Origin of the sequence: Microvirga rosea (assembly GCF_020595095.1) — a bacterium.
In the GTDB taxonomy this organism is placed as follows: Bacteria; Pseudomonadota; Alphaproteobacteria; order Rhizobiales; family Beijerinckiaceae; genus Microvirga; species Microvirga rosea.
The window spans coordinates 463,153-489,704 of the sequence record NZ_JAJDOP010000004.1 but is presented as its reverse complement, the minus strand read 5'-3'; the positions used below and the strand labels follow the sequence as shown (position 1 = coordinate 489,704).

The window sequence follows — 26,552 nt, the reverse complement described above, 5'->3', positions numbered from 1 at the left end:
TCATGCCGGCCATGATGGCATCGTACTTCTTGGCGTTGAGCGCCGGAATGATGCCGTCCCAATCCTGCGCCACGATCTCGCACTTCACCTTCATGCGCGCGCACAGATCATTGGCCAGATCGATCTCGAACCCTTCCAGCTTGCCGCCGGCGCCGGTGAAGTTCCACGGGGCGTAAGCGCCCTCGGTGGCGATCTTCACGGTCTTCTCCTGAGCGGCTGCGCCACCCGCCGCAAGCGCGGATGCCACGAGGCCAAGGCTGAGTACCTTGAACAGTTTCATTGTCGTTCCCTTGTTTCTGGCGTCTCTCGACACCTTGTCGGGCGAGGTCGGAGTCTGGGCTCCGGCGACCGTCGCTGGCTGAAAGCTAACAGTCAAAAGCCAAGCCAGCGCAAGAGCCAATCCTGCCGAATTGGCGATCAGGACTGGCGATTTCGGTCGCAGCCGATGGCTTTTCAAAGAAAAAGCGCGGCCGTGGCCGCGCTTTCACCGCTTCCGCCATCCGGAGACTCAGCTCCTGGGGGTGGTGTCGATCTTGAACCACTTCATGGAGAGCTTCTGGACCGTCCCGTCCTTGATGGCGGCCTGAATGGCGTCGTCGAAGCTCTTCTTCAGCTCGGTGTCGCCCTTGCGGAGGCCGACGCCGACGCCGGCGCCCAGCATGCCGCCCGTGATGGACGGGCCGACGAGGGCGTAGTCCTTGAACTCGGGCTTCTCGAGGGTGCCGATGATGGCGGTCGCGTCCGCCAGGACGGCATCGATGCGGCCGGCGGCCAGATCGAGGTCATGGGCCTCGGTGGTCTTGTATTCGCGGACCTCGGCCGTGCCCTTCAGGTACTTGTCGGCGAAGTTCGAGTGGATGGTCGAGCCCTGAACGCCCACCGTCTTGCCCTTCAGGAGCGGCTTGACGGCGTCGATCGCCTTCTCGGCCGCGGCCTGCTGGCTGCTCAGATTATAGGCTTCGCCCGTTCCCGGCATCTTTGCCAGAGGGGAATTCTTGGCCACCAGGAAGCCGTTGGGCGAATTGGCGTAAGGGCCGGTGAAGTCGATGGCCTTCTTGCGCTCTTCGGTGATGCTCATGCCGGCCATGATGGCATCGTACTTCTTGGCGTTGAGCGCCGGAATGATGCCGTCCCAATCCTGCGCCACGATCTCGCACTTCACCTTCATGCGCGCGCACAGATCATTGGCCAGATCGATCTCGAACCCTTCCAGCTTGCCGCCGGCGCCGGTGAAGTTCCACGGGGCGTAAGCGCCCTCGGTGGCGATCTTCACGGTCTTCTCCTGAGCGGCCGCACCGCCCATCGCAAGCGCGGAGCCGAGGATGGCCAGGCTGACTGTCTTGAAGAACTTCATATGTGTTCCCTTAGTTTTCACGGCTCGAGCTCAGGCGAGCCTTGCTTCTCGCAACCTTTCAGGTCGCGCCGTCACGAAGTAACGGCCAAACGCACCAAAAAGGCAAGACGCCTTGTGTCGAACTACACGACCCTCAGCCGGATCTCGCCGAGGCCGCCGATCGCCGCGATCATGATCTGGCCTCGGGTCACTGCGCCGACCCCCTCCGGCGTGCCGGAAAAGATGACGTCGCCGGGAGCCAGCTCGAAATAGGTCGACAGATAAGCGATCTGTTCCGCCACGGACCAGATCATGTCAGCGAGATCGCCCTTCTGCTTCACGACTCCGTCGACTGCCAAGGAAATCTCTCCCGACCCGGGATGTCCGATCCGGGAGGCCGGAAACAGGGGGCTCACAGGCCCGGAAAAATCGGCGCCCTTGCCGAGCTCCCAGGGGCGGCGAAGCTGCTTCGCCTCGTCCTGAAGGTCGCGGCGGGTCATGTCGAGGCCGATGGCGTAGCCGTAGACATGATCGAGGGCGGCCTCGACGGGAATGTCCTTGCCCCCCTTGGCCAGCGTGACCACCAACTCGACTTCGAAATGATAGTTGTCCGTCTTCGGTGGATAAGGGTGATCCACGACCGTTCCGGTCGGGACGGGTTGCAGGGCGTCGGCGGGCTTCATGAAGAAGAACGGCGGCTCACGGGTGGGATCGGCGCCCATCTCTCGGGCATGGGCCGCATAGTTCCGCCCGACGCAATAAACCCGGCGGACAGGAAACAGGTCGGCCGAATCGGCAACGGGCAAGGCAGGAACGGTCGGGGCAGGGATCACATAGGCCATCGGATGTCCGCGAGAGCTGCAAAGGGGAAATCATCCCGGCCTTCCTGTGGGGTGGGCCGGTTCCTTTCTTCCTACACCTTGCAGTCCGCATCACAAGACGCAATGACTATGCGCAATCCCGAGGAGCCGGAATGGGAATCGCGTCGTCCGTCCATCAGACCTTCATCGACCGCCTGACGGAAAAGCTCGGGTCGACAGCCGTCCTTACGGAGGCGTCCGACCTGGAAGGTGCGTTGGTGGAGACAAGGGGGCTTTATCGCGGGCAGGCCCTTGCCCTTGTCCGTCCCAAGGATCGGGATGAGGTCGCCTTCGTGATGCAGGAATGCGCACGGGCAGGGATTCCCGTCGTTCCCCAGGGCGGCAATACGGGCCTTGTCGGAGGGGGCGTGCCGGGCGGAGGAATTGTCCTGTCCCTCGCGCGGCTGGACCGGGTCCGGAGTCTCGATCCCCTCAATGCGACGATCACCGTCGAGGCGGGCTGCATCCTGAAGGCCGTTCAAGAAGCGGCGGACCGGGCCGGTTATCTCTTTCCCCTGTCGCTTGCGTCCGAAGGCTCCTGCCGGATCGGCGGCAATCTTGCCACCAACGCCGGTGGGACGGCGGTGCTGCGCTATGGAAACATGCGCGAGCTGACCTTGGGCCTGGAGGTCGTCCTCGCCGACGGGCGGGTCTGGAACGGCCTGAAGGGATTGCGGAAGGACAATACGGGGTATGACCTCAAGGATCTTTTCGTCGGTTCCGAAGGGACGCTTGGAATCATCACGGCCGCCGTCCTGAAGCTCTTTCCGAAACCGCAGGCGCGGGTGACGGCCTTTGTGGGCTGCGCGTCGGCGGAGATTGCCCTCAGGCTGTTCCACACCCTGCGCGAGGCCGCTGGCGATCAGCTGACGGCTTTCGAGTACATTCCCGATTTCGGACTAGAGATCGTGCTCAAGCACCGGCCGGGCGCCGTCCGCCCCCTGGCGGGGCGCCATCGTTCCTACGCATTGATCGAACTGTCATCGCCGCAGAAGGATTCCGGCCTCCAGGAAAGGCTCGAGGCCCTTCTCGGGGATGCTCTGGAACAGGGCGTTATCGAGGATGCGACCCTCGGATCGAGCGAGGCTCAGAGCCTTGCCCTCTGGCATTTGAGAGAGAGCCTTTCCGAAGTGCAAAGGCTCGAGGGTGGATCCATCAAGCACGATGTTGCCGTTCCGGTATCCCAGGTCGCCGCGTTCATCGACGAGGCCACGGGTGCGTGTGAAGCGGCGATGCCCGGAATCCGCGTCTGCGCGTTCGGCCATTTCGGTGACGGCAATATCCATTTCAACCTCTCTCAGCCCATGGACATGGACAAAGGCGTGTTCCTGGCCGCGTGGGAGCGGTTCAACCGGATCGTTCACGACATCGTCCACCGGATGAACGGGTCGATCGCGGCCGAGCATGGGGTCGGGCTGATCAAGCGCGGTGAATTGCTGCGCTACAAGGATCCGGTCGCCATCGACCTCATGCGGACGCTCAAACGCAGCCTCGATCCCCAAAATCTTCTCAACCCCGGAAAAGTCATCGGGTCCGATGACGCCACAACGGCCATCTCAAGTCTGGCGGCACATTCATGAAAACAATCGATCTTCTGGCTATTGGCGAACCCCTGATGGAATTCGCCGAGGTTCAACGCGGCGGCGAAAGGCTTTACCTGCCGGGATTTGGCGGTGACGTCTCGAACACAGCGGTCGCTGCTGCCCGCCAGGGAGCGAAGGTCGCGATCTTCACGGCGCTGGGCGGCGACGCGTTCGGGAGGGAGTTCCTCGCCCTATGGGACCGAGAGGGAATCGACCGTTCATCCGTGCTTCTGAGGCGCGAGGGGCGAACGGGGGTCTATTTCATCAGCTATGGCGAGGAGGGGCACGTCTTTTCCTATGCCCGGGCCGGTTCGGCCGCCAGCCTGGTCCACACGGGTGAACTTCCGCTCGATCTGATCACCTCGTCCCGGGTGCTTCACGTTTCAGGGATCAGCCAGGCAATCTCGTCCGATTGCGCCGACGCGATTTTCGCGGCGATCCGTCATGCGAAGGCGAACGGAACGACAGTCAGCTATGACACGAACCTGCGGCTGAGGCTGTGGCCGCTCGATCGGGCAAGGGCCGTGATTCATGGCGCGGTCGCGTTGTCGGATATTGCCTTGCCGGGTCTCGACGATGCCCAGCAACTGACCGGGCTCGACCGACCGGAAGACATCTGTGCCTTCTACCTTGGCGTCGGATGCCGCATCGTGGCTTTGACCATGGGTAAATCCGGAACCATGGTAGCGACGTCGGATCGGTTGGAGGTCCTGCCCGCTCGTCCGGTTCAGGCCGTTGATGCGACGGGAGCCGGCGACACGTTCGATGGCGCGTTCCTGGCCGAATGGCTCGTTCACGGAGACGCCTTCAAGGCGGCCGCGTACGCGAATGCGGCAGCGGCTCTCTCCACGCTCGGTCAGGGAGCGGTGGGTCCCATGCCGACCAGAAACGACGTTGAACGATTTTTGCGGACGGCATGAAAAAGGCGGGTTCCGAGAACCCGCCTTGAAACTCACATCACCGAACCTGATCAGCGTCCGCCAGGAAGACGGCTTGCGTTGGAGAGGTGATGTTCCAGATGCGGAATGACCGACTGGGCGAAGTTGACGAGAGCCGGATCCGATCCAGCCTGCGCGTATTGCTGATACATGGCGAGCGTTTCCTGGTGCGCTGCGCGCTGGTAACGACCGTAGAGACGATCGAACTGAGAGCCGCGAGCCGCAGCCAGCTGGTTCAGCATCTGCGTCTTCTCGGCGTCGAGCTGAACGGGCAGGTTCATCGGAGCTGCCGTAACGGCACCAGTGGTCATCGGGCCGGCCTCGTCGGGATTGGTGGCGAGGCTGCCGGAACGCAGGCCACTGCGACGGCCGAGCGGACCGTCATAGTTCGGATCATATCCGGCCTTCGGTCCCGGCGTGGCCGTCGCCGAGGAGGCGACCGTTCCCGTCGTGGCGCCGATACCGGCACCGACCGCTGCGCCGACCGGGCCGCCGACCAGAGCGCCGATGCCTGCGCCTGCGAGGGTACCGGTAACGGCGGAGCCAAGCACTTCACCGTTCGCCGAATAGATCGGCTGGCCGCCGTTCAGGGCAGCGCTGGTCTGGCCGTGATCGGTGATCATGTTTTGCGCAAAGGTCCGAACGCGCGGGTTGCGGGAGCGTTCAAGGGCCATGCGGCTCGACGCGATCTCGAAGGCATCGGACTGTGCCGCCATCGCCCGGAAGGTCTGACCCGACATCGGCTGGACCATTGGCTGGGCGAAAGCCGGAGCAGACACAGTCGTCAGCAAAGCTGCAAGAACAACGTATTTCTTCATAGGATGAGCTCCTGATTTTGGACGCAGAACACCCTTCGCAAGACCTGTTGGCTCGCACAAAATTACTGGTGGCTGCTGCAGTCGAACAACGATGTAGCGTCTAGGTAGTTCCGAGAGCAGATAATTATCCTGCCGAGATCTCCCCAATACTGCGAAGCTTCGAAATAAAGCTTGGCTAAGCTGTTCACTGTTGCAGCCCTGAGCTCTTGCTTCGACACGAAGAAAGGTGCGGTCTCGCATCCGATGAGGTATGAGCACCCGTCCTTGTTCGAGAGTGCCTTGTCGAAGCTCATTCACATCCAGGTCCTGAGAGCGCTCGCTGCGCTGTCCGTCGCGTTCCTGCATGCCCAGCATGATGCGGCTGCTCTGGCCGCGCGGACCGGCCAGGGCTTTGTGTCGCTCGACCGGTTGCCCTGGATGGCCGGGGTCGACGTGTTCTTCGTGATCTCCGGCTTCATCATGGTTTATACGTCACGTCCGCTCTTCGGGCATGGGGGGAAGGCGAGGTCGTTTCTCCTCAGACGTATCATCCGCATCGTGCCTCTCTATTGGGCCGTGACGACCTTTTATCTCGCGATTGCGCTGGCGGCTCCCGCCCTGCTGAACAGCGATCCTCTCGCGTCCTGGCAGGTCCTTGCTTCCTATCTGTTCATTCCGTTCGAGCGTCCGGATGGAACGGTTCAGCCTCTGTACTCCCTCGGCTGGACGCTCAATTACGAGATGTTCTTCTACCTGCTGTTCGCAGGCGTCCTGGCGCTGCCGTGGCGACGGGCGCTGAGCCTTTTGATCGTGGGTTTTTCGTTGCTTGCCGTCACGGGCCGCATGTTCCCGCTGTCGCAGCCATTCGGCTTCTGGACGGATCCGATCGTGCTTGAGTTCGCGTTCGGTCTGGGGCTCGGCTGGCTGCACGCGGAAGGAGTGTCCTTGAGCAGACCAGTCCGTTGGCTGCTCGTTGCTCTCGCCCTATCGGTTCTCGCGATGAACTTCATCGGCTTGCGGAGCAACCTGAACGAGATGCGCCCTTTCGCCTGGGGGCTTCCCGCCGCCTGCCTCGTGGCTGCCGCGGCCATGGGCAAGACGCGCCGCGCGCCCGGGGCCCTGACCCGCTTTGGCGAGATGACCGGGGACGCGTCCTATGCGATCTACCTCATTCACCCGTTCGTCATTCGCGGGATCGGACGCGTGATTGCAGGAGCCGGTGCGGAAGCGGTTCTCGGCCCTTGGGGATTTATCGCAATCGCGCTCGCCGCCACTCTGGCCGCCGGATTGCTCATACACGCCTTCCTCGAGCGCCCGGCCATCAGGTTGCTTCGACGGTGGTTCGAGGGCTCTCGGAGTGGTGAGGCATCGGCCTGAAAGGATCGGCGCGGGCGTCGCGGTCAGTGCCTGCCTTTTGCCTGACGGATCTGCCCGAGCGGCAGCATTCCCATTCCGCCGATGGTGCCTTCCGGCGTCAAGCCGCGCAGTTCCGCCGTCAGGAGGAAGCCCGTATCGTCCCGGTCAATGGTGAAGAGATGGTATCCCGCCTTGTGCGTCAGCGTCCCGGCCCGGGCGGAGGCTGAGGGAGCACCGATCACCGGCACAGGACCGCGGGGTCCGGCAAGATGCGCCAGGGAACCCACATGGTTGTGTCCGTGGAGGACCAGCTCGGCTCCGACACGTCCGATCATCGCCTCGAAGGCGGGAGCATCCGTTAGGTTGCGTCCGGGCTGCGCGCCGCCGCGATGGGGAGGATGATGAATCATGACGATGCGGAAGCAGGAAGGATCGCCTCCCAAATCCTCCAGAATCCGCTCCGCGGCTTTCATCTGTTTGGAGCCGACGCGCCCGCTCGCCACGAACGGAAGGGTGGGGATGGCGGAGGACAGACCGACGAGGGCGATCGATCCGTAACGGCGCAGGTAAGGGAAAACACCTTCTCGGCCGTCGGCCCCGCGTGTCCAAGGGGAGACCTCCTTCAGAAGGCCTTCCAGAGCGCCCATCACATAGGCATCGTGATTACCCGGCACGAAGCTCACATGCTCGGGGGCGCCGAGACTCTCGAGAAACACCCGCGAGGTGACCCATTCGCTGGGAAGGCCAATGTTGCAGGTGTCGCCCGTGCACGCGATGTGACTGGGAGCCTGGGCTCGCAGATCGGCCACGAGTGCGGCGAGAAGCTCCATGTCATGGGCGTCGGCGCGGCTGCGATGCCAATTGTACCAGCCCGTGAGGCGTTTGCTCAGCAGCTGGCGCAGTTGAGGGCGGGGAAGCGGTCCCACATGAGGATCGGTGAGATGGGCAAGGCGAAACATGATCTGGACCTTAGGATGTCACGGACCATCCGCCAATCGTCCGCATGGTTCCCTAAGCATTTCCGATAAAGATGCCGGCGAGGAGCACGAGGACGCCGCCAACGATCACCTGGAATGCCGCTCGCAGGAAGGGCGTGTCCATGTAGCGTGTCCGGATCCACGAGATCGCCACCAACTCGACTGCAACAACGACGGCGGCGATGGTGGTCGCAACAAAAAATGCGTTGGGCCATGAATCGGGAACCAGATAGGGCAGGGTGTGCCCGAGACCGCCCAGTGCTGTCATCAGCCCGCAGATCACGCCCCGCAGAACAGGGGAGCCTCTGCCGGTAATCTGACCGTCGTCCGACAGGGCTTCCGTGAGGCCCATGCTGATGCCGGCGCCCACGGAAGCGGCAAGCCCCACGAGAAAGGTCTCCCAGTTGTTCTGGGTCGCAAAGGCCGCGGCGAAGAGGGGGGCGAGAGTCGAGACCGAACCGTCGATAAGGCCCGCGAGGCCCGGCTGGACATATTGCAGAACGACGAGACGCCGCTGTGCCTCCCGCTCGGCCGCTTCCGCGTTTTCGGTCAGATGAGCCGTGTGGAGTTCGCTGGCCTTGCGCTCATGCCCGCGCTCGACTTCGGCCAGCTTGGTGAAAAGCTCACGGACACCGACATCGAGGGTTTGCTGGGCTGCCTTTTCATAGAAATTGGCGGCCTGCAGTTCCATCAGCTCCGCCTCGCGGCGCATCTTGTCCAGATCGACGCCCGCATTCCACCACACCGTGCGGCGTTTCAGGAATCCACGCACATCCTCGCGGCGGATCGGCGGCAGGTGCTCGCCAAAACGCTCACGATAGAAATCGTAAAGGGAGTTGCGGTGATGGCGCTCTTCCTCCGCCATGTCGTCGAAGATCTCGGCGGAGGAGGGAAAATCCGTGCGCAGACGATCGGCGAAAGTCTGATAGATCCGGGAATCTTCTTCCTCGCTTGCGATGGCGAGGGCAATCACTTCACGTTCGGTCAGTTCCGAAAGAGTCTTCATCCCGGCTTCCTCGTTTAGAAGTATTCTAAACAGGAACCGGGACTGTCGCCAAGTCACACCTCAACAAGTCGCACCGGTACAGGACTGGTGGAAATGGTGTGAAAGACGCTTAGTACTGAGCGCCTGCAATCAGGGTCGAGCGGATCGCATGATCGTTGAGATCGAGCGCCGGGGACCAAGTAAAGCGAGCGGAACGAGCCAGACGGGAGAGGATGAGGGAGAGAAACATGGAAGCACCTTGTGTTGGCGCTGTCATAGACCCGCATGAGAAGCATGTCACATGCTGAAACTATGCTACAGATATGCGCCTAAAGTATAACTCCGTTCATAAAACCGTAAGCTGAGCCGTGATCTTCCTATGAAAATGCCCTCCATGACTCAGTCGTCGCTCGCCTTGCGCGTCATGCGCCGGGTTCTCCATACCTATTGGCGTTTCGCGCGGGGGATGACCCTGGGCGTGCGGGCCGCCGTGATCGATGGGGAGAACCGGGTGTTCCTGATCCGGCATACCTACGTTCCTGGCTGGTATCTTCCAGGCGGCGGCGTCGAGACCGGAGAGCCTATCCTGGAGGCCCTGGAGCGGGAACTCGTCGAGGAGGCCTGCATCGTCCTCACCGGCTCGCCGCAGCTGCACGGCGTCTTCTTCAACCATCAGGCATCGCCGCGCGATCATGTGGCGCTCTATGTGGTGCGAGAGTTTGCCGTGACCGGACCCAAGCTCCCCGACCGGGAGATCGCGGAGGCCGGCTTCTTCCCGATCGATCACCTTCCCGAAGGCGTCACCAAGGCGACCCGGAAACGTCTGGCCGAAATCGTCCATGGGGAGCCGATCAGCGCCCGCTGGTAAGGGCCCGTGCGGAATCGTTTGCGCGCCGGCCCCAGCGCTGCTATGGGCCAGGGACCCGACGAGGATAGACCCCTTTTTCATGAACACGATCCGGATCCAGCGACGACGAAACGGCTGACGCTTCACCGCGCCCGTTTTGCATCGCCGTCACTCCGCGAGTCCGTTCATGACCGAGCTCTCCCTGATCATCCGCACCGAGCAACCCATCGATTCCGAGGCGATCGAGCGCCTGCACGAGCGCGCCTTCGGCCCCGGCCGCTTCGCCCGCACGGCATCGCGCTTGCGGGAAGGGGTTCCGCACCTTCTCGACCTTTCCTTCACGGCCCTTGTCGGAACCCTGCTTGTCGGTTCCGTGAGGCTGACACCGGTTCAGGCCGGGCCGGAGCGAGCGCTCATGCTCGGACCGCTGACCGTGGAGCCCGCCTTCGAAGGGCGGGGAATCGGCGCGGCCTTGATGCAGCGTTCCCTCGACGCAGCCCGGGACAAGGGGCACGGTCTCGTGCTGCTCGTGGGGGACGAGCCGTATTATCGGCGTTTCGGTTTCAAGCGCGTGCCGCCGGGCCACCTGCAGCTTCCAGGGCCCGTGAATCCCGATCGATTCCTGGAGGTCGAACTCATCGACGGCGCTTTGGCGCGCGCCAAAGGCCAGGTGAGCGCCTTGTCGGCCTGACGATTAGGTTCGCCGCCGCCCCTCGGTGATCCAGGCCGTGAGCGTTGCGCCGACCAGCAGGATCAGCCCCAGGAAGCCGAGCGCCAGCGGGAAGACCGACACGCCGCGCACGATCGCGCTTTCGCTCGGCTTGATGCCGATCCAGTCGCCGCCGGAAAACCGCGATCCCGAGCGAACCGCAAGAATACGCGGGACTGTGATGTCCTGGCTTCCCTCGGATGCAACCCGGCGGATGGATCCGCCGGTGGCCTCCGCGATCGGCTTTAAGGATTCCGTGTTGCTGAAGACATCCGTCAGTTCACGGGGGTTGGCGGGGCCGATGCTCACGAAGGCAATAAGATCGCCCGACCGGACGGTATGAAGCCCGAGCTCTCGGCTGGCGACTTGCGCCGTGAAAAGGCCGGGGCGGGTCTCGGAGAGGGCGACGCTGCTTTCCTGCCCGCTGGGGGCTTTGAGGGTCACGGGATCGGCGGCGTCCTTCATGGTCTGCCGCTCGATCCTGATGTCGCGCCCGACGGCACTGGCGCGGAGGGCTTCCTCCTCCAAAGCCGGCTCCTTCATCAGCCAATGGGCAAGACGGCGCAGAAGGTCGAGATGGGGGCCGCCGCCTTCATACCCGCGGGCCCACAGCCATGCATGGTCCGACAGCAGAAGGGCGACGCGTCCCTTCTCCTCGCGCTTGAGAACGAGAAGCGGCAGGTCGGCGGCACCCGACATGACGGTGCTTCCGGTGTTCACCTGCGCGCCGATGGTCCGCAGCCACTCGCCCCACGCGGGCGGATTGGACTCGGAACCCGGGAGGTCGCGGGTGACCGGGTGGCGGGTTCCGATATCGGTAATCTCGGCCCGGTACGGCTCCTCGATGATGCGCCCGTCCGGTGCGCCGGGAATGATGGGAGCCAAACGGGTCTGCGCCAGGCTGCCGAAGCTCGCGAATTCCGGACCGGCGGCCACCAGAACCGCACCGCCGTCGCGAACATAGCGGACGATGTTCTCGAAATAGCTCGACGGCAATACGCTCTGGTTCGCGTAACGGTCGAAGATGATGAGATCGAACTCCTTGATCTTCTGCTGGAACAGCTCCCGTGTCGGAAACGCGATGAGCGACAATTCGTTGATCGGCGTGCCGTCCTGCTTCTCCGGCGGGCGCAGGATCGTGAAATGCACCAGGTCCACGTTGGCGTCGGACTTGAGAAGGTTGCGCCAGGTCCGTTCGCCGGGATTCGGCTCACCTGAAACGAGAAGCACGCGCAACTTCTCGCGGATGCCTTCAATCGGAACCACGGCCCGGTTGTTGACCTGGGTGAGTTCGTCGGGCAGGCCATCGACTTCAAGCTCGACGACGTTGGCGCCGCCATGCTCGATCCGCACGTTGATCGAGAACGGCACATCGGTACGCACCGACTGCCGGGCAAATTCCTGACCGTCACGACGAACGGTGACCGTCGCAGAACCTGTTCCTCCGCGCTCCATGACGACGGCCCGGATCGTCTGGTCCTTGCCGACGATGCCGAAGCGCGGGGCCTCCACCAGCTTGATCTGGCGATCGCGCTCATCGGGGCGTCCCGTTACGAGCACATGCAAGGGAGCCTTGAAGCCGAGGCTCTCGACGTTGGGAGGAATGTCATGAACGACCCCATCCGTCACGAAGATCACACCCGCCAGGCGGTCCGGCGGAACGTCCGCCAATCCGTTGGACAGTGCCGCGAACAGGCGCGTGCCGTCGTCGCCCGACCCGTCATCCGCCTGGATGTAGCGGGCCTCCACGTCGTTCAGCGAGCCGAACCGGCGCTCGAGCTCGGTGCGCACCTGATCGGTCATGGCCTGACGGTCGCCGAGGGTCTGGGACGCGGTGCGGTCCACGACCACCGCCACGATGTCCTTCACCTTCTCCCGCTCCTCCTGGACGAGGGAGGGATTGGCGAGGGCGAGAAGGATCAGGGCGAGCGCAAGAGCCCGCAGGAGAGCCACCGGTCCCCGGGACATGAGCGCCACGATGCTGAGAACGGCCGTGACGATGCCGACGGCCCAGAGGATCGAGACGGGAACAAGCGGTGTGAAGTTCAAGGAAAGCAATGAGATGTCCTTAACCTACGCCCAAAATCACTGGCCCAAACGTTCGAGCAGGGCAGGCACGTGCACCTGATCCGCCTTGTAGTTGCCCGTGAGGGCATACATCACGATGTTGATGCCGCTGCGAAACGACAGCTCTCGCTGACGCTGCTGATCGCTCCCGACAATCGGGAAAAGAGCTTCTCCGCGCGCGCCGACGGCCCAGGCAGCGGCCAGATCGTTGGACGTGATGATGATGGGGGATACGCCGTCGCCGGACCGGGCCGGGCGATTTCCCGTCTCCTCCGTCGGCGGCGGCAGGGCCTCGACCCAGGTCTGGCCGGTCGCATAGCGTCCCGGGAAATCATCGAGAATATAAAATGTTTTCGTCAGCACGTGGTCGGCGGGCACGGGCTCAAGCTCCGGGATATCGAGGGTGGCGAGCATCCGCCGCAGGAACTGCCCTTCCGGGCTCACCGCGCCGTCCGGCCGCGAGCTGAACGCATCGCGGGTATCGAAGATCACCGTGCCGCCTCCCTTCATGAAGGCGTCGAGACGGCGGATCGCCGCTTCGCTCGGAACCGGCTGGTTGGCGACAATCGGCCAATAGAGCAGGGGATAGAAGGCAAGCTCATCCCGGGCCGGGTCGATTCCGATGGGATCTCCCGGCTGAAAGGCGGTGCGCATGCTCAGCACCTGGGAAAGGCCCATGAGGCCGGCTTTGCTGGTTGAATCGACCTCTCCGTCTCCGGTGATCACATAAGCCAGCCGGGTCACGAGTGCCGAAGCGCGGCTCTCCTGCGTGAGCGGCGGGCGCGGATCCTGCGCCCGGCCGTCCGTCGGAAGACCGGCAAGAACCAGCGACGCCGCCAGAACAGCGGCCGCGCGTGCGCCGGTCCGACGGAGCCTGCCCGACAGGTTTCCGAGATGTCCGCCGAGCCAGAGCGAGGCCAAGGTGTCGATCAGGAGGAGGATGAGCGCCAGGCTGAAGAGCGGTGCTCGAAGATCCACGGTCTTCGCGCCGGACAGCGGGGCGATGCGGGCCTGAAGAGGGGCAAAGTCGAGCGGCGCGAGGCGGTCGCCGCTGACGAGGGTGTTCACGGCAAGGCCCGAATCCACGGGGCCATAAAAGCCGGGGGGATGCTCTGCGCTAGCCCGGTCCGCGAAAGTCCTCGTGATCGCACGGGCGGTCGCGGGAGGTGACGAGAACACGCCAAATCCATCCAGGGTGATGCGGGGGGCCACGGTCTGGTTCTCCGCATTGCGTGTCTCGGCGCTGGCATCCTTGGGCGAGCCGGCCAGGGCCGTGACCCGGCGCAGCATATCGACGAAGAGGCCCGACAGGGGCAGGTTCGACCATGTGGTGTCGGCGGTGACATGGAAGAGGACGATGAGACCATCGCCACGCTTGTCCGCCGTGACGATCGGCGTGCCGTCCGCCAGGGACGCCCAGGTCTTGGCCGGCAGATCGCCTTCGGGCTCCGCGAGGATCTGGCGGCGGATGCCGATCTCGTCGGGAATCGCTAGCCCGAAGAACGGACTTTCCCGCGTGAACGGCGCGAACGTCTTCGGTGTGTCCCACGACAGGGTGCCGCCAAGGGTCCGACCGCCCCGGCGCAGATGGACGGGCACCAAGTCATCGTTTCCGGCGGCCAGGCGCGATCCGGCGAACCGGAGAAGCAGACCGCCGCGCTCGACGAAGTCGGTGACCCTCGCCATTGCCTCCCGGTCGAGACCGCCCACGTCCGCCAGGACGAGGATCGAGACCTGCTCGTCGATCAGCTGACTGATCGCATCCGTCACGCCGCCACGGCCTTGCCGGATTTCCGCGTAAGGAGACAGGGCCTTTTCGACATAATAGACGGGGGACAGCAGCGGCTGCGCCTGATCCGCAGTGCCGCCGAAAACAAGGCCCACCCGGCGGCGCTTGCCGCGCTCGTCGAGCAGCGTCACGGCGCCGGCCGAGCTCTCGCCCAGAATCTCGATCCGCGCGATGTCATTGCGGATCTCGGTCGGAATGTCGAAGGTCGCCGTCGTCTCCGTCGCATCGGACGCGAAGGCAAACCGAGCGTCTGCCAACGGCAGGTTCTTGAGATCGAGCGCGCGAACGATTCCCGCATCGCGCCCGTTGGGCTCCGCCCTGATGACGGTGGTGGTCAGTTGCCCGCCCGCATTCGCAATGTCCGCAAGCGCCAGCGCCGGTGAACGCTCCGGCTTGAGGACAAGGACGGATCGGTTATCTGCCAAAGGCGCCAGCCCATTCATGAAGGTTTGCTTGTCAACGCCGGCAACGCCGTCGCTGATCCACACGATCTCGGCACTCGGAGCTGTTTCGAGGAAGCGGCGAATGGATTCGAGATGAACCTGACGGTCGACCAGATGAGGCAAAGGCTTGAACGAGCGGAGGCGCTCGAGAGCGGAGGCGGGGCTCATCGGCTGAAGATCCTGGGCATCGCTCGCCAAGGCGGCAAGCGCGACCACCCGTCCTTCGCGTTCCGCCGCTTCGATGCGCCCGGATGCGATACTCATCCTCTCGCGCCAGTCATGGGCCGCCGCAAAGCCATTGTCGACGAGAAGCAGCAGGGGCGCGCGGCTGCTGCCCTCGGCGAGCGGATTCCAGATCGGGCCGGCCGCGGCGAGAATGAGGAACGCCGCAAGAAGCAGACGCAGAAGCAGGAGCCACCAGGGCGTCCGCGCCGGCATCTCCTGTTCGGGGCGAAGATCGGACAGGATCTTCAGGGGCGGAAAGTCTACGCGCTTGGGCTGCGGCGGTGTGATGCGCAGGAGCAGCCAGATCGCCGGAAGGGCGGCCAGCGCAATGAGAACCAGGGGAGCCGCGAAGGTCAGGGGAAGTCCCAGCATGGCTTAACGCCTTGTGCCGCCGGCGCCGCGTGATGCGGCGACCAGGGTGATCAGGCGAAGGGCCGCCTCGCTTGCAGGGCGGTCGGTGCGGTGAATCGTCAGGGTCCATCCTCTCCGGCGCACCAGGTCTTCGAGAGCCCCCCGGTGCTGTGCCATGCGGTTCCGGTAGACATCGCCCCAGGAGGCGGCGTCGCCGATGCGCAGCGAGATGCCGTCTTCGAGATCGTGCAGGACAGCCTGCCCTTGAAACGGAAAGGTCTCCTCGACCGGATCGACGATGAGCACCAGATGTCCGCGGCTCCCGCGGCTCGAAATGGCCTCGACGGCCGGGGCGATTTCGGCATAGGGACTCAAGAAATCACTGATCAGGATCGCTTCGTCCATGCTCGGCACCGGCGCCTGCGGCGGAAGGTCGTCACTGATCGAGAAGCGATCCGCAACCATCGTTTCCGCCATGGTTTCCGCGATCCGGGTCGTCGCGCGAGGAGCCATGAGGCCGAGCATCCCGACCCGCTCCCCGCCCTCGACGAACGCGTCCGCGAGGGCGAGCCCTAGCACGATCGCCCTTTCGATCTTGGAGGCCTGAGCAAGATCCGACGCATAGGCCATGGAGGCCGAGCGATCGATCCAGAACCAGATATTCTGCGCGGCTTCCCATTCGCGCTCACGCACATAGAGGCGGTCGTCGCGCCCGGAACGCCGCCAGTCGATCCGCTGGGCCGCCTCGCCCGTGACGAAGGGCCTGAATTGCCAGAAAGTTTCGCCGATCCCGGCCCGTCGGCGGCCGTGAATGCCGTGGGAGAGGTTCGCGGCGACCCTCCGGGCCTCCAGCACGAGGCGCGGCATGCGCTGGGCAAGATCCAGGGCAGCTTCGGTTTCTTGCCGGCCGGGGGTACGGGCAGTCTCGGGAAGGACCCGGGTGCGGGCCATGAGCAAGATCCCTAGCCGGCCAGCCGGGCCGTGAGGCGGCCGATGACGCTCGTGATGGTCTCTCCGTCGGCGCGCGCCGCGAAGGTCAGGGCCATGCGATGTTTCAGGACGGGCTCGGCGAGAGCCACGACGTCGGCGATGGAGGGAGCGACGCGCCCCTCGATCAGCGCGCGCGCCCGGACGGCGAGCATGAGGGACTGGGAGGCACGGGGACCCGGCCCCCACAGGAGCTTGTCCGTCACGCCGTCGAGGGCTTCTCCGCCGGGCCGTGCCGCACGGACCAGGTCGAGAATCGCCTCCACCACACTGTTGCCGACCGGCAGGCGACGCACCAGACGCTGCGCGTTCATGAGCGTTTCCGCATTCATGACCGCGTTCGGCTTGTGCTCTTCCGCTCCGGTCGTCTCGATCAGGATGCGCCGCTCCGCGTCGCGGTCCGGATAACTGACATCGATTTCGAGAAGGAACCGGTCGAGCTGAGCTTCCGGCAACGGATAGGTGCCTTCCTGCTCGATGGGGTTTTGGGTCGCCAGAACGTGGAACGGCTGGGGCAGGTCGTGCCGCTCCCCGCCGACCGAGACGTGATGCTCCTGCATCGCCTGGAGGAGCGCCGACTGGGTGCGCGGGCTCGCCCGGTTGATTTCGTCCGCCATGAGCAGCTGGGTGAAGATCGGCCCCTTTACGAAACGGAAGGAGCGGCGCCGATCGACACCTTCATCGAGAATCTCGGATCCGAGAATGTCGGACGGCATCAGGTCCGGCGTGAACTGGACCCGGCGGGCGTCGAGGCCCAGGACCGTTCCCAGGGTTTCAACCAGCTTCGTCTTCGCAAGGCCCGGGACGCCGACCAAAAGGCCGTGCCCGCCTGCCAGCAGGGTGATGAGGGTCTGATCGACCACGTTCTCCTGACCGAAGATGACCGAATGAATCGCCTCGCGGGCCCGGGCCACGGTCTCGAGCGTCGCTTCCGCATTGCGGATGATGGCGTCGTCGAGAACTGTGGGCGGTTGAGCGATGCTGGCCGTCATGCGTTATCCTTCCACTCGCTAGCGTCCGCCCCGGTGACACTCTGCCTTTCTTCCCCATGGATAGGCAAGCGCGTCCTGCGGGTCTTTGCGCCGCAGCGTGACATCTGGAACCCGAAGGTAAATGGAACCCAAGAGGAGCTGGACGGTCTACGCTGCGGCTCTATGCTCTAGGAATTAGCCATCCATCGCCATTCGTCGATCCTTGAGGTGCAAATTCTTGTTCACGCTTGTGTCATGACGGATCCTGCCCCATCACCCGGCAGCGCCCTGTCGCGGCTTGCGGCTGCGCTTGGGCCGCACGAAAAAAGAAGAGGCCCGCCACCGGTGGAGCGCTGGAATCCCGCCTATTGCGGCGAGATCGACATGCGGATCGCCGCCGACGGCACGTGGCATTACATGGGGACGCCCATCAACCGTCCCGCCCTTGTCCGCCTGTTCTCGACGGTCCTGCGCAAGGATCCGGAGCGGTATGTCCTCGTCACCCCCGTCGAGCGGGTGGGAATCACTGTTGAAGATGCTCCTTTCCTGGCCGTCGAAATGGCTGTGGAAGGAAGCGACGCCGCGCGTGAGATCGCCTTTCGCACCAATGTGGATGATCTTGTCCGGGTCGGACCCGACCATCCGCTCCGCTTCGAGCAGGACCGGAGCGGCGGGGTGAAACCTTATGTGCGGGTACGCGCAGATCTGTGGGCGCTCGTCACCCGGGCGCTGGCGCTTGACCTGATCGCGCTCGGGGAGGAAAGAGCGATCGACGGAGATCTGCAGTTCGGGGTCGAGGCCGGCGGCGCCTTTTTTCCCATTGCTCCGGCTTCCCAGGCACAATGAGACCGATGAGAACCGCGCCCCTCGATGCCCCTGATTTCCTGACCCTCGCGGCAAACCGGCTGAGGCCCGAACCGCCTGCCCTTGGGGATGCTCTCGCCAATCCGCGCGGCGATCATACCCTCGACAATATCCCGCTCGTCCAGCCTCTCTCGCCCAAGGACGCCGCCGTGCTGGTCCCGGTCGTCATGCGGGAGGAGCCGACCCTGCTTTTCACGGAACGGGCGGCGAGCCTGCGCCAGCATTCGGGACAGATCGCCTTTCCGGGCGGCCGCGTCGATCCCACCGACGATTCCATCCTGGCGGCGGCTTATCGGGAGGCACAGGAGGAAATCGGCCTCGACAGCCGGTTCATCAGTCCTCTCGGTTATCTCGATCCCTATCTTTCCACGACCAATTATCTCGTGATCCCGGTGGTGGCCCGGGTCTCGCCGTCCTACACGCTGGCGCTCAACCCGGACGAGGTGGCGGACACGTTCGAGGTGCCGGTGAGCTTCCTCATGGATCCGGCCAACCACCAGCTGCATGCGCGGGAGTGGAAGGGTGCCGTGCGCAGGTACTATGCAATGCCCTACGAGGGACGCTACATCTGGGGGGTGACGGCGGGCATTCTGCGCAATCTCTACGAGAGGCTCTACACTCCATGACGCGTGCGTTCCTCGACGAGTTGCTGCTGTTCCTCCTGCCCTTCGCCGTCTTCGCCTTGTATCTCGTCATCCTTCGCCGCAATCCCCTGGCCTGGGCCTCCTGGAACGCCCACGTGTCCTGGGTCGGCATTGCGGGACTTATCCTGGTGATCGCATCGCTCGTCCTCGGCGGCTTGTTGGCGGAGCGGCATACGGGCGCCTTCGTACCGACGCACATGGAGAACGGCCGGGTCGTGCCGGGGCAGTTCAAGTGAGTTCTTCCCTCGACCATGATGCGCTCGCATCGCTCCTGCGGCGGCCGCATCTGCGCTCCCTTCTGGCGGCGATGAATCAGGACGGCGAGGAAACGCGGATCGTCGGCGGCGCAATCCGCAATGCGCTCCTCGGGCGCCCGGTGACCGAGGTCGATTGCACGACCACGGCTTTGCCCGACCAGATCGTGCGGCTTTCGGCACAAGCAGGCTTCAAGTCCGTCCCGACGGGCATCGAGCACGGTACCATCACGGTCATTGTCGGGGGCGAGCCCTTCGAGGTGACGACGCTGCGCGAGGACGTCGAAACCGACGGGCGCTACGCGGTGGTGCGATTTGGGCGCGACTTCGCAGCCGACGCGCGCCGGCGCGACTTCACCATCAATGCTCTCTCATTGGGGCTCGACGGACGGTTGCACGATCATACCGGAGGCCTTGCCGATCTGGCGGCCCGACGGGTTCGGTTCATCGGCGATGCCCATGTTCGCATTCGCGAGGATTACTTAAGAATTCTGCGCTTTTTTCGGTTCTTCGCCGAATACGCGGAAGCCGATCCGGACCCTGACGGCCTTGCGGCTGCGGGTCAGGAGAGGGCAGGCCTCGCGATCCTGTCGCGGGAGCGGATCCGCCACGAGGTATTGAGGCTCTTGGGCGCGAGGCGCGCCGTCGACACGGTGCGGATTCTGGCCGAGCACGGTTTCCTGACCTGGATTCTGGACGGAGCAGGCGAGTTCGGACGCCTCCGGCGGAGCATCGGGGCGGGTCAGCCCTTTGAACCCGTCGAGCGCCTTGCTGCCCTCGCCGTCATGGTGGAGGAGGACGCAGACCGTCTCCGGGAGCGATTGCGGCTCTCGAACGAGGAGCATCGAAAGCTTTCCGCCTACGGACGGCTCGTGGCCTGCCTCAAATCCGGGCCGGACATCTGTGGCGCCGTGGATCTTCGCCGGCTCGTGGCCGTGCATGGAATCGACATGGTGCTGCTCGGGATGGCGGCGCTGGCGGGCGAGCCGAGACCCCGAGTGAGCCGGGAGGCCATGGCGGCCCTCGATGCCCTGCGCAGCGGGGTCGCGCCGCTCCCGGTCTTTCCCCTGCGCGGGGCCGATCTGGTGGAGAAAGGCGTCCCGAAAGGTCCGCGGATCGGTGAGCTTCTCAGCCGGGCGCGGACGATCTGGATCGCCGAAGGGTGCCCGGACCATCCGGGCTCCGCGACGGCGTTGCTGCAGCGGGTTCTCGCCGACGGCTAGCGGTCAGGGCCAGCGCACGGTCGGCGGCATGGAGGACAGGATGGAGTCGATATTGCCGCCCGTCTTGAGGCCGAAGATCGTTCCTCGGTCGTAGAGAAGGTTGAACTCCACGTAGCGGCCCCGGCGCACCTGCTGCTCGATGCGGTCTTCCTCCGTCCAGGACGCGCCCATATTGCGCCGGACGATCTCCGGGTAGATCTCCAGGAAGGCTTCGCCCACATGGCGGGTAAAGGCGAAGTCGTCGTCCGGATCGCCGGTCCAATGATAATCGTAGAAGATGCCGCCGATGCCGCGCGGCTCCTTCCGGTGCTTGAGGAAAAAGTACTCGTCGCACCAGTCCTTGTACTTGTCATAGGAAACGGACGGATGGCGGCTGCAGGCCTGCTGCATCGCCCTGTGAAAGGCGATGGTGTCGGGATCGTCCTGCGACCGGCGACGGTCCAGCACGGGCGTGAGGTCGGCGCCGCCGCCGAACCATGGCTTCGTGGTGACGACGAAGCGGGTGTTCATGTGGACGGTCGGCACATTCGGATTCCACGGATGCGCGATCAGCGAGATCCCCGAAGCCCAGAACCGGGGATCCTGCTCAGAGCCGGGGATCTGTCCGCGAAATTCCGGTGCGAATTCCCCATGCACGGTGGAGACATGGACGCCGACCTTCTCGAAGACCCGGCCCCGCATCATCGACATGACGCCGCCGCCCCCGGGCTGGCCGTTGTGATCCTTCCGCTCCCAGGGCTTGCGCTCGAAGCGTCCGGCGTCCGAGGCCTCCGGCGGCAGGGGCGCCTCAACCTCGTCCTCAATCGCCTCGAAGGCGGCGCAGATCCGGTCCCGAAGAAGCGCGAACCAGACGGGCGCTTCTTCCTGCAGGCGTGAAACGGCGGCATCTGTCATGGACTTCTCATTCTGGCGACGAGGTTACGGGAAACGAGCGGGTCTGCCGCAGGGCTTCGCCAAGGATCATGGCTGCCGTCACGGCCACGTTGAGAGACCTTAATCCTGGCTGCATGGGAATCACCACACGGGCGTCCGATGCCAGGTGAACGTCATCGGGAACCCCGGCCGATTCCCGCCCCATGAGGATGATGTCGTCCGCCCGGAAGCGGAAATCCACATAGGATAGGGCGCCTCTCGTGGTCGCGAGGACGAGGCGGGGAGGGCCGTCCGGGCCCTTGCATTCCTGCCGCCAGGACTCGAAACTGCTCCACGAGATGTGGCGTGTGATCGCGGCGCGCTCGAGATAATCCATCCCGGAACGGCGAAGATTCCTATCGGAGACGTCGAATCCCGCTGGCTCGATGATCTCGACCGGAACGCCAAGGCAGGCGGCGAGACGCAGCATCGTGCCGGTGTTCTGTGGAATGTCCGGTTGGTACAGGGCAAGGCGAGGCATGCGGCCTCATCGGCGAAAGGGGGCGTCCTCGTCAAGTGAACGCTTCGCCGCTCGTCGTGTTTATCGCAGGACCCGGAGGGCCGGGAGCCAGGAATCGACATGTTTCGGTGGTTTGAAAAGCAGATCGACCCCTTCGCGCCGTTCGATGAGACGGAAACGCCGCCAAACACGGTCGGGGCGTTCTCCTGGCATTATATCCGGCCGGTGCGCTACTGGCTGGTTCTGCTGTTTTTCACGGCGCTGGTGGTTGGGGTCTTCGAGGCCTCGCTTTATGTGATCCTCGGTTGGGTCGTCGATCTGCTCGCCCATTCGACCCCTGACCGGCTCTGGCCGGAGCATGGCACGTCCCTGATGCTTGTGGCCGGCGCGATCCTGTTCGTGCGGCCGGTTCTGCATTTCTTTCACGAGACCATCACGAATCAGGCCCTGGTCCCCCAGAGCACCAACATGATCCGTTGGCGCACCCATCTCTACACGCTGGGGCACGCGCTCGGCTATTTCCAGGCCGATTTCGCCGGTCGGCTGGCCAATCGGATCACCCAGGCGGGTTCCGCGATCCGCGAGATTGCCGTGACGGTGCTGGACACGCTTCTCTATGTCGCCATCTTCGCATTCACCGCGCTGGGGCTTTTCTCGAAGGTCAGCCTCTGGCTCGCCCTGCCGATGGGTCTGTGGATCGTCGGTTATATCATGCTGCTGCGCTATTTCGTCCCGCGCGCCAAAGCCCGCTCCCTCGTGGTGGCGGACGCGCGCTCGACCCTGGTGGGGCGTATCGTCGACAGCTACACCAATATCCTGACGGTCAAGCTCTTTGCCCGAGGCGCGGAGGAACGCTCGGCGGTTCGCCGGGCGCTTTCGGCCCATACGGAAGCGTTTTTGAGCTCCTTTCGGCTGATCACCGGGGTTACGGGGTGCCTCGCCATCATGAACAGCGCCCTGCTGGTGGCGACCGGGGCCTTGTCGATCTCCCTGTGGATGCAGGGACAGATGTCGAGCGGGGAGGCGGCGACGGGCCTTTCGCTCGTGATGCGGATCCTGGCGATGTCGGGCTGGGTCATGCAGACCGTGCGCGGCGTCTTCGAGAATATCGGCATCGTGCAGGAAAGCATGGAGACCATCGCCCGGCCCCATGGGATCGTCGATCCTCCGAAAGCCGGAAGGCTCGAGGTGACGGCCGGCGAAATCCGTTTCGACCACGTCTCCTTCCACTACGGGCGCGAGGACGGGGTCATCGAGGACCTGAACCTGACGATCCGGGCCGGGGAGAAAGTGGGGCTCGTCGGAACGAGCGGAGCCGGCAAGACCACCATCACATCCCTGCTCCTGCGACTTCATGACCTCGAGGAGGGGCGGATCCTCATCGACGGGCAGAACATCGCCGACGTGAGCCAGGACAGTCTCAGGGCCGCGATCGCGATGGTCACTCAGGACACATCCCTCCTGCATCGCTCCATCCGGGAGAACATCGCCTACGGACGCCCGGCGGCGAAGGACAGCGAGATCGAGCAGGCGGCGCGCCTTGCCCACGCCCATGACTTCATCATGGATCTGGAGGATCACCGGGGGCGGAGGGGCTACGATGCCCATGTGGGCGAGCGGGGCGTCAAGCTCTCGGGCGGGCAGCGCCAGCGCATCGCCATCGCCCGGGTGATCCTCAAGGACGCGCCGATCCTTGTGCTCGACGAGGCGACCTCCGCCCTGGATTCCGAGGTCGAGGCGGCGATCCAGGAAGCCCTGTCCACCCTCATGGAGGGCAAGACCGTTCTGGCGATCGCGCACCGGCTGTCGACGATCGCCGCCCTCGACCGGCTCATCGTGATCGATCAGGGGCGGATCGTGGAGCAGGGGACCCACGCGGAGCTTCTCCGGCGGGAGGGGCTCTATGCCCGGCTCTGGCACCGGCAGTCCGGGGGCTTTCTCGGGGCTGAGGAAACCGAGGCAATATAGGCCTGCCGGATTGGAACAAGTCCAATCCACCTATGGACAGTCGGGCTTGGCCGTGCCAAAGAGCGCATCGCGCGGCGACGCCCAGTCGCATTGCGTGCGCGTTGGCGCGTATGCTTGTTCAAGCTGGCAGCGTGCCGGATGCTGGGATGCCCCATGGAACCCTATGGGCGCCTCACGTCATCGCAGATGCGCGGTTCTCGTTTTTGGACGTATGCTGGAGAGCCAAGTGGCAGAGACCACCTCTACCGTCGTCGAGCCGACACGGCGCGATTTCCTGTTCATCGCCACTGGCGCAGCCGCTGCCGTTGGTGGTGCCACCCTTGTATGGCCTTTCATCCAGTCGATGACCCCCGACGCTGCGACGGTTGCCGCCGGCGCGCCGGTGGAAGTCGATCTGGCGCCGATCACCGAAGGGCAGATCGTGAAGGTCTTCTGGCGCGGAAAGCTGATCTTCATCCGCAACCGCACCCCGGCCGAGATCAAGGCCGCCGAGGATGTGAACGTTGCCAGCCTGCGCGATCCGCAGCCCGACTCGGCCCGCGTGAAGCCGGGGCACAACCAGTGGCTCATCGTCTACGGCAACTGCACCCATCTTGGCTGCGTTCCGCTGGGGCACCAAGGTGCCTATGAGGGCTGGTTCTGCCCTTGCCACGGTTCGGTCTTCGACACTTCCGGCCGCGTTCGCGGCGGTCCGGCTCCGATCAATCTGCCGATCCCGCCCTACACCTTCACGTCCGATACGAAGATCGTCATCGGCCAGGAAGCTACGGCGTAACCCTCCGCGACGGCCATTCGATCAGGCGACACCATGAGCCAGCACCCCACCACCTATGTTCCTAAGAGCGCCTTCGGCAAATGGTTCGAAAGCCGTTTGCCCATCGCAGGCCTCATCCATTCCTCATTCATCGCGTTTCCGGTTCCTCGGAACCTGAACTACTTCTGGACGTTCGGCGCGATCCTCGTGTTCATGCTCGTGTCGCAGATCGTGACCGGCGTGTTCCTGGCGATGTACTACACGCCGAACGCCTCGCTCGCCTTCCAGTCGGTCGAGCACATCATGCGCGACGTGAACTACGGGTGGCTGCTGCGCTACCTGCACGCCAACGGCGCCTCGATGTTCTTCGTCGCCGTGTATATCCATATCTTCCGCGGTCTCTACTACGGGTCGTACAAGGCTCCCCGTGAGATCCTCTGGATCCTGGGCGTGATCATCTACGGTCTCATGATGGCCACCGCCTTCATGGGCTACGTGCTTCCCTGGGGCCAGATGAGCTTCTGGGGCGCGACCGTGATCACCAACATCCTGGCGGCGATCCCGGTGGTCGGCGACACGATCCAGAGCCTGCTCTGGGGTGGTTACTCAGTGGGCAACCCGACCCTGAACCGCTTCTTCTCGATCCACTATCTGCTGCCGTTCATGATCTTCGGCGTCGTGATCCTGCACATCTGGGCGCTGCACGTGCCGGGCCAGAACAACCCGACCGGCGTGCCGATCAAGTCGGGCAAGGATGCGGTTCCGTTCACGCCCTATGCGACGATCAAGGACATCTTCGCGACCGTCGTGTTCATGATCTTCTTCGCCTGGTTCGTGTTCTACATCCCGAACTATCTCGGGCATGCGGACAATTACATCCCGGCGAACCCCTCCGTGACCCCCGCGCACATCGTGCCCGAATGGTACTTCCTGCCGTTCTACGCGATCCTGCGCGCCATTCCGGACAAGCTCGGCGGCGTCATCGCCATGTTCGCCTCGATCGCGGTTCTCGCTTTCGTGCCGTGGCTCGACACGTCCCGCGTCCGTTCGACGAACTACCGTCCGCTCTACAAGCAGTTCTTCTGGATCCTTGTGGCGGATACGCTTCTCCTCGGCTGGCTCGGCGCCAAGCCGCCGGAGGGCTGGTACGTCATCGTCTCGCAGATCGCGACGGCGTATTACTTCATCCACTTCCTCATCATCCTGCCGGTGCTCGGTTTCATCGAGCGTCCGCTCCCGCTGCCGAACTCGATCCTCGACTCGGTGATGGGTGTGAAGGGTGGTGCGGGCCTGCCGACCGGCGCCAATGCCGAACCGCAGTCCAAGGGCTGATGCGAGCGCTGGGGAATAATATTATGATGAAGCGTACTCTTCTCATCGCCGCAGCCGTCCTCGGCCTGTCGGCTCCCGCCTTCGCCGCCGGCGAGACTCCCGTCCCGCCGCAGCTGAAGTGGAGCTTCCACGGTCCGTTCGGCACGTTCGACCGGGCGCAGCTCCAGCGCGGCTTCAAGGTCTATCGGGAGGTTTGCTCCTCCTGTCATAGCCTGAGCTACGTCGCGTTCCGCAACCTGGCCCAGCCGGGCGGCCCGGAATTCTCCGAAGCGCAGGTCAAGGCCCTGGCCGCTGAATACAAAATCCAGGACGGCCCCAACGACGCCGGCGACATGTTCGAGCGCGCCGGCCGTCCGGCGGATCATTTCCCGGCACCGTTCCCGAACGAGAACGCGGCAGCGGCGGCCAACGGCGGCAAGGCGCCTCCGGACCTGTCCCTGATGGCCAAGGCCCGCACCTATGAGCGCGGCTTCCCCTGGTTCGTCTTCGACATGTTCACTCAGTTCGCCGAGACGGGACCGGACTACGTTCACGCGGTCCTGACCGGTTACGAGGAAGCGCCCGCTGACTTCAAAGTTCCGGAAGGCGGCCACTTCAACGAGTATTATCCCGGTCACGTGATCGCCATGCCCAAGCCCTTGAGCGACGGGCAGGTGGAGTATCCGAAGGATGCCAACGGTCAGCCGCAGGCTCCCGAGACCGTCGAGCAATACTCCCGCGACGTCACCGCCTTCCTGATGTGGACGGCGGAGCCGCACCTCGAGGCGCGCAAGCGGATCGGCTTCCAGGCGATCCTGTTCCTGATCGTGCTGTCCGGACTCCTCTACTTCACCAAGAAGAAGATCTGGGCGCGGGTCGGCCACAGCGACCTGACCACGCACCAAGCCTAAGGCGATGACAAAAGGCCCCTTTCCGGGGCCTTT

The 26,552-nt window shown here is 64.2% G+C and carries 25 protein-coding genes; 13 read left to right on the top strand and 12 right to left on the bottom strand.

Features of this window, described 5'->3' with window-relative positions; all coding sequences use genetic code 11:
- The 3 genes from LJD17_RS13875 to LJD17_RS13865 all read right to left on the bottom strand — a co-directional run.
- Positions 1–280, bottom strand: a 280-nt coding sequence (locus tag LJD17_RS13875; protein WP_227384771.1) for a transporter substrate-binding domain-containing protein, incomplete at its 3' end; no start/stop codon positions are given.
- A gap of 228 nt (positions 281–508) precedes the next feature.
- The gene (locus tag LJD17_RS13870) at positions 509–1,354 is read right to left on the bottom strand and encodes a transporter substrate-binding domain-containing protein (protein ID WP_227384770.1); all 846 of its coding nucleotides are present in this window, start codon (positions 1,352–1,354) and stop codon (positions 509–511) included.
- Positions 1,355–1,476: 122 nt separating this feature from the next.
- The gene (locus LJD17_RS13865) at positions 1,477–2,175 is read right to left on the bottom strand and encodes a fumarylacetoacetate hydrolase family protein (protein WP_227384769.1); all 699 of its coding nucleotides are present in this window, start codon (positions 2,173–2,175) and stop codon (positions 1,477–1,479) included.
- Between the two features lie 131 nt (positions 2,176–2,306).
- Here LJD17_RS13865 and LJD17_RS13860 point away from each other — a divergent pair, with 131 nt between their 5' ends.
- A complete protein-coding gene (locus LJD17_RS13860) occupies positions 2,307–3,773 on the top strand; it encodes an FAD-binding oxidoreductase (RefSeq protein ID WP_227384768.1) in 1,467 nt (488 codons plus the stop codon).
- Positions 3,770–4,696 (top strand): sugar kinase, encoded by a 927-nt coding sequence (locus tag LJD17_RS13855; RefSeq protein ID WP_227384767.1) that lies wholly within the window; start codon positions 3,770–3,772, stop codon positions 4,694–4,696. Before LJD17_RS13860 ends, LJD17_RS13855 begins: the two co-directional genes overlap by 4 nt.
- A 50-nt stretch (positions 4,697–4,746) precedes the next feature.
- Here the strand turns inward: LJD17_RS13855 and LJD17_RS13850 are convergent, their stop codons facing one another.
- The gene (locus LJD17_RS13850; protein WP_227384766.1) at positions 4,747–5,532 is read right to left on the bottom strand and encodes a DUF4142 domain-containing protein; all 786 of its coding nucleotides are present in this window, start codon (positions 5,530–5,532) and stop codon (positions 4,747–4,749) included.
- Positions 5,533–5,811: 279 nt separating this feature from the next.
- On the opposite strand from LJD17_RS13850, the gene LJD17_RS13845 reads away from it, so the two are divergent.
- On the top strand, positions 5,812–6,888 hold the full coding sequence (locus LJD17_RS13845; protein ID WP_227384765.1) for an acyltransferase family protein: 1,077 nt from the start codon (positions 5,812–5,814) through the stop codon (positions 6,886–6,888).
- 23 nt (positions 6,889–6,911) lie between these two features.
- On the opposite strand, the gene LJD17_RS13840 is transcribed toward LJD17_RS13845, so the two are convergent.
- Together LJD17_RS13840 and mbfA are read right to left on the bottom strand one after the other, a co-directional pair.
- Entirely contained in the window at positions 6,912–7,826 is a 915-nt protein-coding gene (locus LJD17_RS13840) for a metallophosphoesterase family protein (protein WP_227384764.1), read from the bottom strand.
- 52 nt (positions 7,827–7,878) lie between these two features.
- Positions 7,879–8,850 (bottom strand): iron exporter MbfA, encoded by a 972-nt coding sequence (gene mbfA, locus LJD17_RS13835; RefSeq protein ID WP_227384763.1) that lies wholly within the window; start codon positions 8,848–8,850, stop codon positions 7,879–7,881.
- A 364-nt stretch (positions 8,851–9,214) separates the two neighbouring features.
- Between mbfA and LJD17_RS13830 the strand changes: the two genes are divergently transcribed.
- Entirely contained in the window at positions 9,215–9,697 is a 483-nt protein-coding gene (locus LJD17_RS13830; protein WP_227384795.1) for an NUDIX domain-containing protein, read from the top strand.
- Between the two features lie 166 nt (positions 9,698–9,863).
- Complete coding sequence (locus tag LJD17_RS13825; protein ID WP_227384762.1) at positions 9,864–10,367, top strand: GNAT family N-acetyltransferase; 504 nt, start codon at positions 9,864–9,866, stop codon at positions 10,365–10,367.
- Positions 10,368–10,370: 3 nt separating this feature from the next.
- Here the strand turns inward: LJD17_RS13825 and LJD17_RS13820 are convergent, their stop codons facing one another.
- Genes LJD17_RS13820 through LJD17_RS13805 form a run of 4 tightly spaced genes read right to left on the bottom strand, consistent with a single transcriptional unit; the run spans position 10,371 to position 17,239 of the window.
- The gene (locus tag LJD17_RS13820; RefSeq protein ID WP_227384761.1) at positions 10,371–12,443 is read right to left on the bottom strand and encodes a hypothetical protein; all 2,073 of its coding nucleotides are present in this window, start codon (positions 12,441–12,443) and stop codon (positions 10,371–10,373) included.
- A gap of 27 nt (positions 12,444–12,470) precedes the next feature.
- Positions 12,471–15,281 carry a DUF4159 domain-containing protein gene (locus tag LJD17_RS13815; protein WP_227384760.1) on the bottom strand — a complete coding sequence of 937 codons (2,811 nt, stop codon included), beginning with the start codon at positions 15,279–15,281 and terminating at the stop codon, positions 12,471–12,473.
- A 3-nt stretch (positions 15,282–15,284) separates the two neighbouring features.
- On the bottom strand, positions 15,285–16,211 hold the full coding sequence (locus LJD17_RS13810; protein WP_227384759.1) for a DUF58 domain-containing protein: 927 nt from the start codon (positions 16,209–16,211) through the stop codon (positions 15,285–15,287).
- Positions 16,212–16,222: 11 nt separating this feature from the next.
- Positions 16,223–17,239 (bottom strand): AAA family ATPase, encoded by a 1,017-nt coding sequence (locus LJD17_RS13805; RefSeq protein WP_227384758.1) that lies wholly within the window; start codon positions 17,237–17,239, stop codon positions 16,223–16,225.
- A gap of 234 nt (positions 17,240–17,473) precedes the next feature.
- Between LJD17_RS13805 and LJD17_RS13800 the strand changes: the two genes are divergently transcribed.
- Genes LJD17_RS13800 through LJD17_RS13785 form a run of 4 tightly spaced genes read left to right on the top strand, consistent with a single transcriptional unit; the run spans position 17,474 to position 20,203 of the window.
- Entirely contained in the window at positions 17,474–18,064 is a 591-nt protein-coding gene (locus tag LJD17_RS13800; protein ID WP_227384757.1) for a DUF1285 domain-containing protein, read from the top strand.
- Positions 18,065–18,069: 5 nt separating this feature from the next.
- A complete protein-coding gene (locus LJD17_RS13795; protein WP_227384756.1) occupies positions 18,070–18,708 on the top strand; it encodes a CoA pyrophosphatase in 639 nt (212 codons plus the stop codon).
- Positions 18,705–18,962: a DUF6111 family protein gene (locus LJD17_RS13790; RefSeq protein WP_227384755.1), complete on the top strand. Its 258-nt coding sequence runs from the start codon at positions 18,705–18,707 to the stop codon at positions 18,960–18,962. The genes LJD17_RS13795 and LJD17_RS13790 overlap by 4 nt, the downstream gene beginning before the upstream one ends.
- Positions 18,959–20,203 (top strand): CCA tRNA nucleotidyltransferase, encoded by a 1,245-nt coding sequence (locus LJD17_RS13785; protein WP_227384754.1) that lies wholly within the window; start codon positions 18,959–18,961, stop codon positions 20,201–20,203. The genes LJD17_RS13790 and LJD17_RS13785 overlap by 4 nt, the downstream gene beginning before the upstream one ends.
- A 3-nt stretch (positions 20,204–20,206) precedes the next feature.
- On the opposite strand, the gene hemF is transcribed toward LJD17_RS13785, so the two are convergent.
- Both hemF and LJD17_RS13775 read right to left on the bottom strand, forming a co-directional pair.
- Positions 20,207–21,097 (bottom strand): oxygen-dependent coproporphyrinogen oxidase, encoded by an 891-nt coding sequence (gene hemF / locus LJD17_RS13780; RefSeq protein ID WP_227384753.1) that lies wholly within the window; start codon positions 21,095–21,097, stop codon positions 20,207–20,209.
- 7 nt (positions 21,098–21,104) lie between these two features.
- A complete protein-coding gene (locus tag LJD17_RS13775; RefSeq protein WP_227384752.1) occupies positions 21,105–21,596 on the bottom strand; it encodes a tRNA (cytidine(34)-2'-O)-methyltransferase in 492 nt (163 codons plus the stop codon).
- A gap of 99 nt (positions 21,597–21,695) precedes the next feature.
- Between LJD17_RS13775 and LJD17_RS13770 the strand changes: the two genes are divergently transcribed.
- The 4 genes from LJD17_RS13770 to LJD17_RS13755 all read left to right on the top strand — a co-directional run bounded on the left by LJD17_RS13770 (position 21,696) and on the right by LJD17_RS13755 (position 26,519).
- Positions 21,696–23,543 (top strand): ABC transporter ATP-binding protein, encoded by a 1,848-nt coding sequence (locus LJD17_RS13770; protein WP_227384751.1) that lies wholly within the window; start codon positions 21,696–21,698, stop codon positions 23,541–23,543.
- 226 nt (positions 23,544–23,769) lie between these two features.
- Positions 23,770–24,318 carry a ubiquinol-cytochrome c reductase iron-sulfur subunit gene (gene petA / locus LJD17_RS13765; protein ID WP_227384750.1) on the top strand — a complete coding sequence of 183 codons (549 nt, stop codon included), beginning with the start codon at positions 23,770–23,772 and terminating at the stop codon, positions 24,316–24,318.
- Between the two features lie 33 nt (positions 24,319–24,351).
- The gene (locus LJD17_RS13760) at positions 24,352–25,629 is read left to right on the top strand and encodes a cytochrome b (RefSeq protein ID WP_227384749.1); all 1,278 of its coding nucleotides are present in this window, start codon (positions 24,352–24,354) and stop codon (positions 25,627–25,629) included.
- Positions 25,630–25,652: 23 nt separating this feature from the next.
- Positions 25,653–26,519, top strand: coding sequence for a cytochrome c1 (locus LJD17_RS13755; protein ID WP_227384748.1), 867 nt, complete (start codon positions 25,653–25,655; stop codon positions 26,517–26,519).
- Positions 26,520–26,552: the final 33 nt, after the last annotated feature.

What these genes read in the sequence shown, in the direction of transcription:
- LJD17_RS13800 (WP_227384757.1), top strand. Translation starts at nt 17,474, where the DNA reads ATGACGGATCCTGCCCCATCACCCGGCAGCGCCCTGTCGCGGCTTGCG.
- LJD17_RS13815 (WP_227384760.1), bottom strand. Translation starts at nt 15,281, where the DNA reads ATGCTGGGACTTCCCCTGACCTTCGCGGCTCCCCTGGTTCTCATTGCG.
- LJD17_RS13805 (WP_227384758.1), bottom strand. Translation starts at nt 17,239, where the DNA reads ATGACGGCCAGCATCGCTCAACCGCCCACAGTTCTCGACGACGCCATC.
- LJD17_RS13770 (WP_227384751.1), top strand. Translation starts at nt 21,696, where the DNA reads ATGTTTCGGTGGTTTGAAAAGCAGATCGACCCCTTCGCGCCGTTCGAT.
- LJD17_RS13775 (WP_227384752.1), bottom strand. Translation starts at nt 21,596, where the DNA reads ATGCCTCGCCTTGCCCTGTACCAACCGGACATTCCACAGAACACCGGC.
- LJD17_RS13865 (WP_227384769.1), bottom strand. Translation starts at nt 2,175, where the DNA reads ATGGCCTATGTGATCCCTGCCCCGACCGTTCCTGCCTTGCCCGTTGCC.
- LJD17_RS13855 (WP_227384767.1), top strand. Translation starts at nt 3,770, where the DNA reads ATGAAAACAATCGATCTTCTGGCTATTGGCGAACCCCTGATGGAATTC.
- LJD17_RS13850 (WP_227384766.1), bottom strand. Translation starts at nt 5,532, where the DNA reads ATGAAGAAATACGTTGTTCTTGCAGCTTTGCTGACGACTGTGTCTGCT.
- LJD17_RS13825 (WP_227384762.1), top strand. Translation starts at nt 9,864, where the DNA reads ATGACCGAGCTCTCCCTGATCATCCGCACCGAGCAACCCATCGATTCC.
- LJD17_RS13860 (WP_227384768.1), top strand. Translation starts at nt 2,307, where the DNA reads ATGGGAATCGCGTCGTCCGTCCATCAGACCTTCATCGACCGCCTGACG.
- LJD17_RS13830 (WP_227384795.1), top strand. Translation starts at nt 9,215, where the DNA reads ATGCCCTCCATGACTCAGTCGTCGCTCGCCTTGCGCGTCATGCGCCGG.
- LJD17_RS13790 (WP_227384755.1), top strand. Translation starts at nt 18,705, where the DNA reads ATGACGCGTGCGTTCCTCGACGAGTTGCTGCTGTTCCTCCTGCCCTTC.
- LJD17_RS13795 (WP_227384756.1), top strand. Translation starts at nt 18,070, where the DNA reads ATGAGAACCGCGCCCCTCGATGCCCCTGATTTCCTGACCCTCGCGGCA.
- LJD17_RS13755 (WP_227384748.1), top strand. Translation starts at nt 25,653, where the DNA reads ATGATGAAGCGTACTCTTCTCATCGCCGCAGCCGTCCTCGGCCTGTCG.
- hemF (WP_227384753.1), bottom strand. Translation starts at nt 21,097, where the DNA reads ATGACAGATGCCGCCGTTTCACGCCTGCAGGAAGAAGCGCCCGTCTGG.
- LJD17_RS13760 (WP_227384749.1), top strand. Translation starts at nt 24,352, where the DNA reads ATGAGCCAGCACCCCACCACCTATGTTCCTAAGAGCGCCTTCGGCAAA.
- LJD17_RS13870 (WP_227384770.1), bottom strand. Translation starts at nt 1,354, where the DNA reads ATGAAGTTCTTCAAGACAGTCAGCCTGGCCATCCTCGGCTCCGCGCTT.
- mbfA (WP_227384763.1), bottom strand. Translation starts at nt 8,850, where the DNA reads ATGAAGACTCTTTCGGAACTGACCGAACGTGAAGTGATTGCCCTCGCC.
- LJD17_RS13840 (WP_227384764.1), bottom strand. Translation starts at nt 7,826, where the DNA reads ATGTTTCGCCTTGCCCATCTCACCGATCCTCATGTGGGACCGCTTCCC.
- LJD17_RS13810 (WP_227384759.1), bottom strand. Translation starts at nt 16,211, where the DNA reads ATGGCCCGCACCCGGGTCCTTCCCGAGACTGCCCGTACCCCCGGCCGG.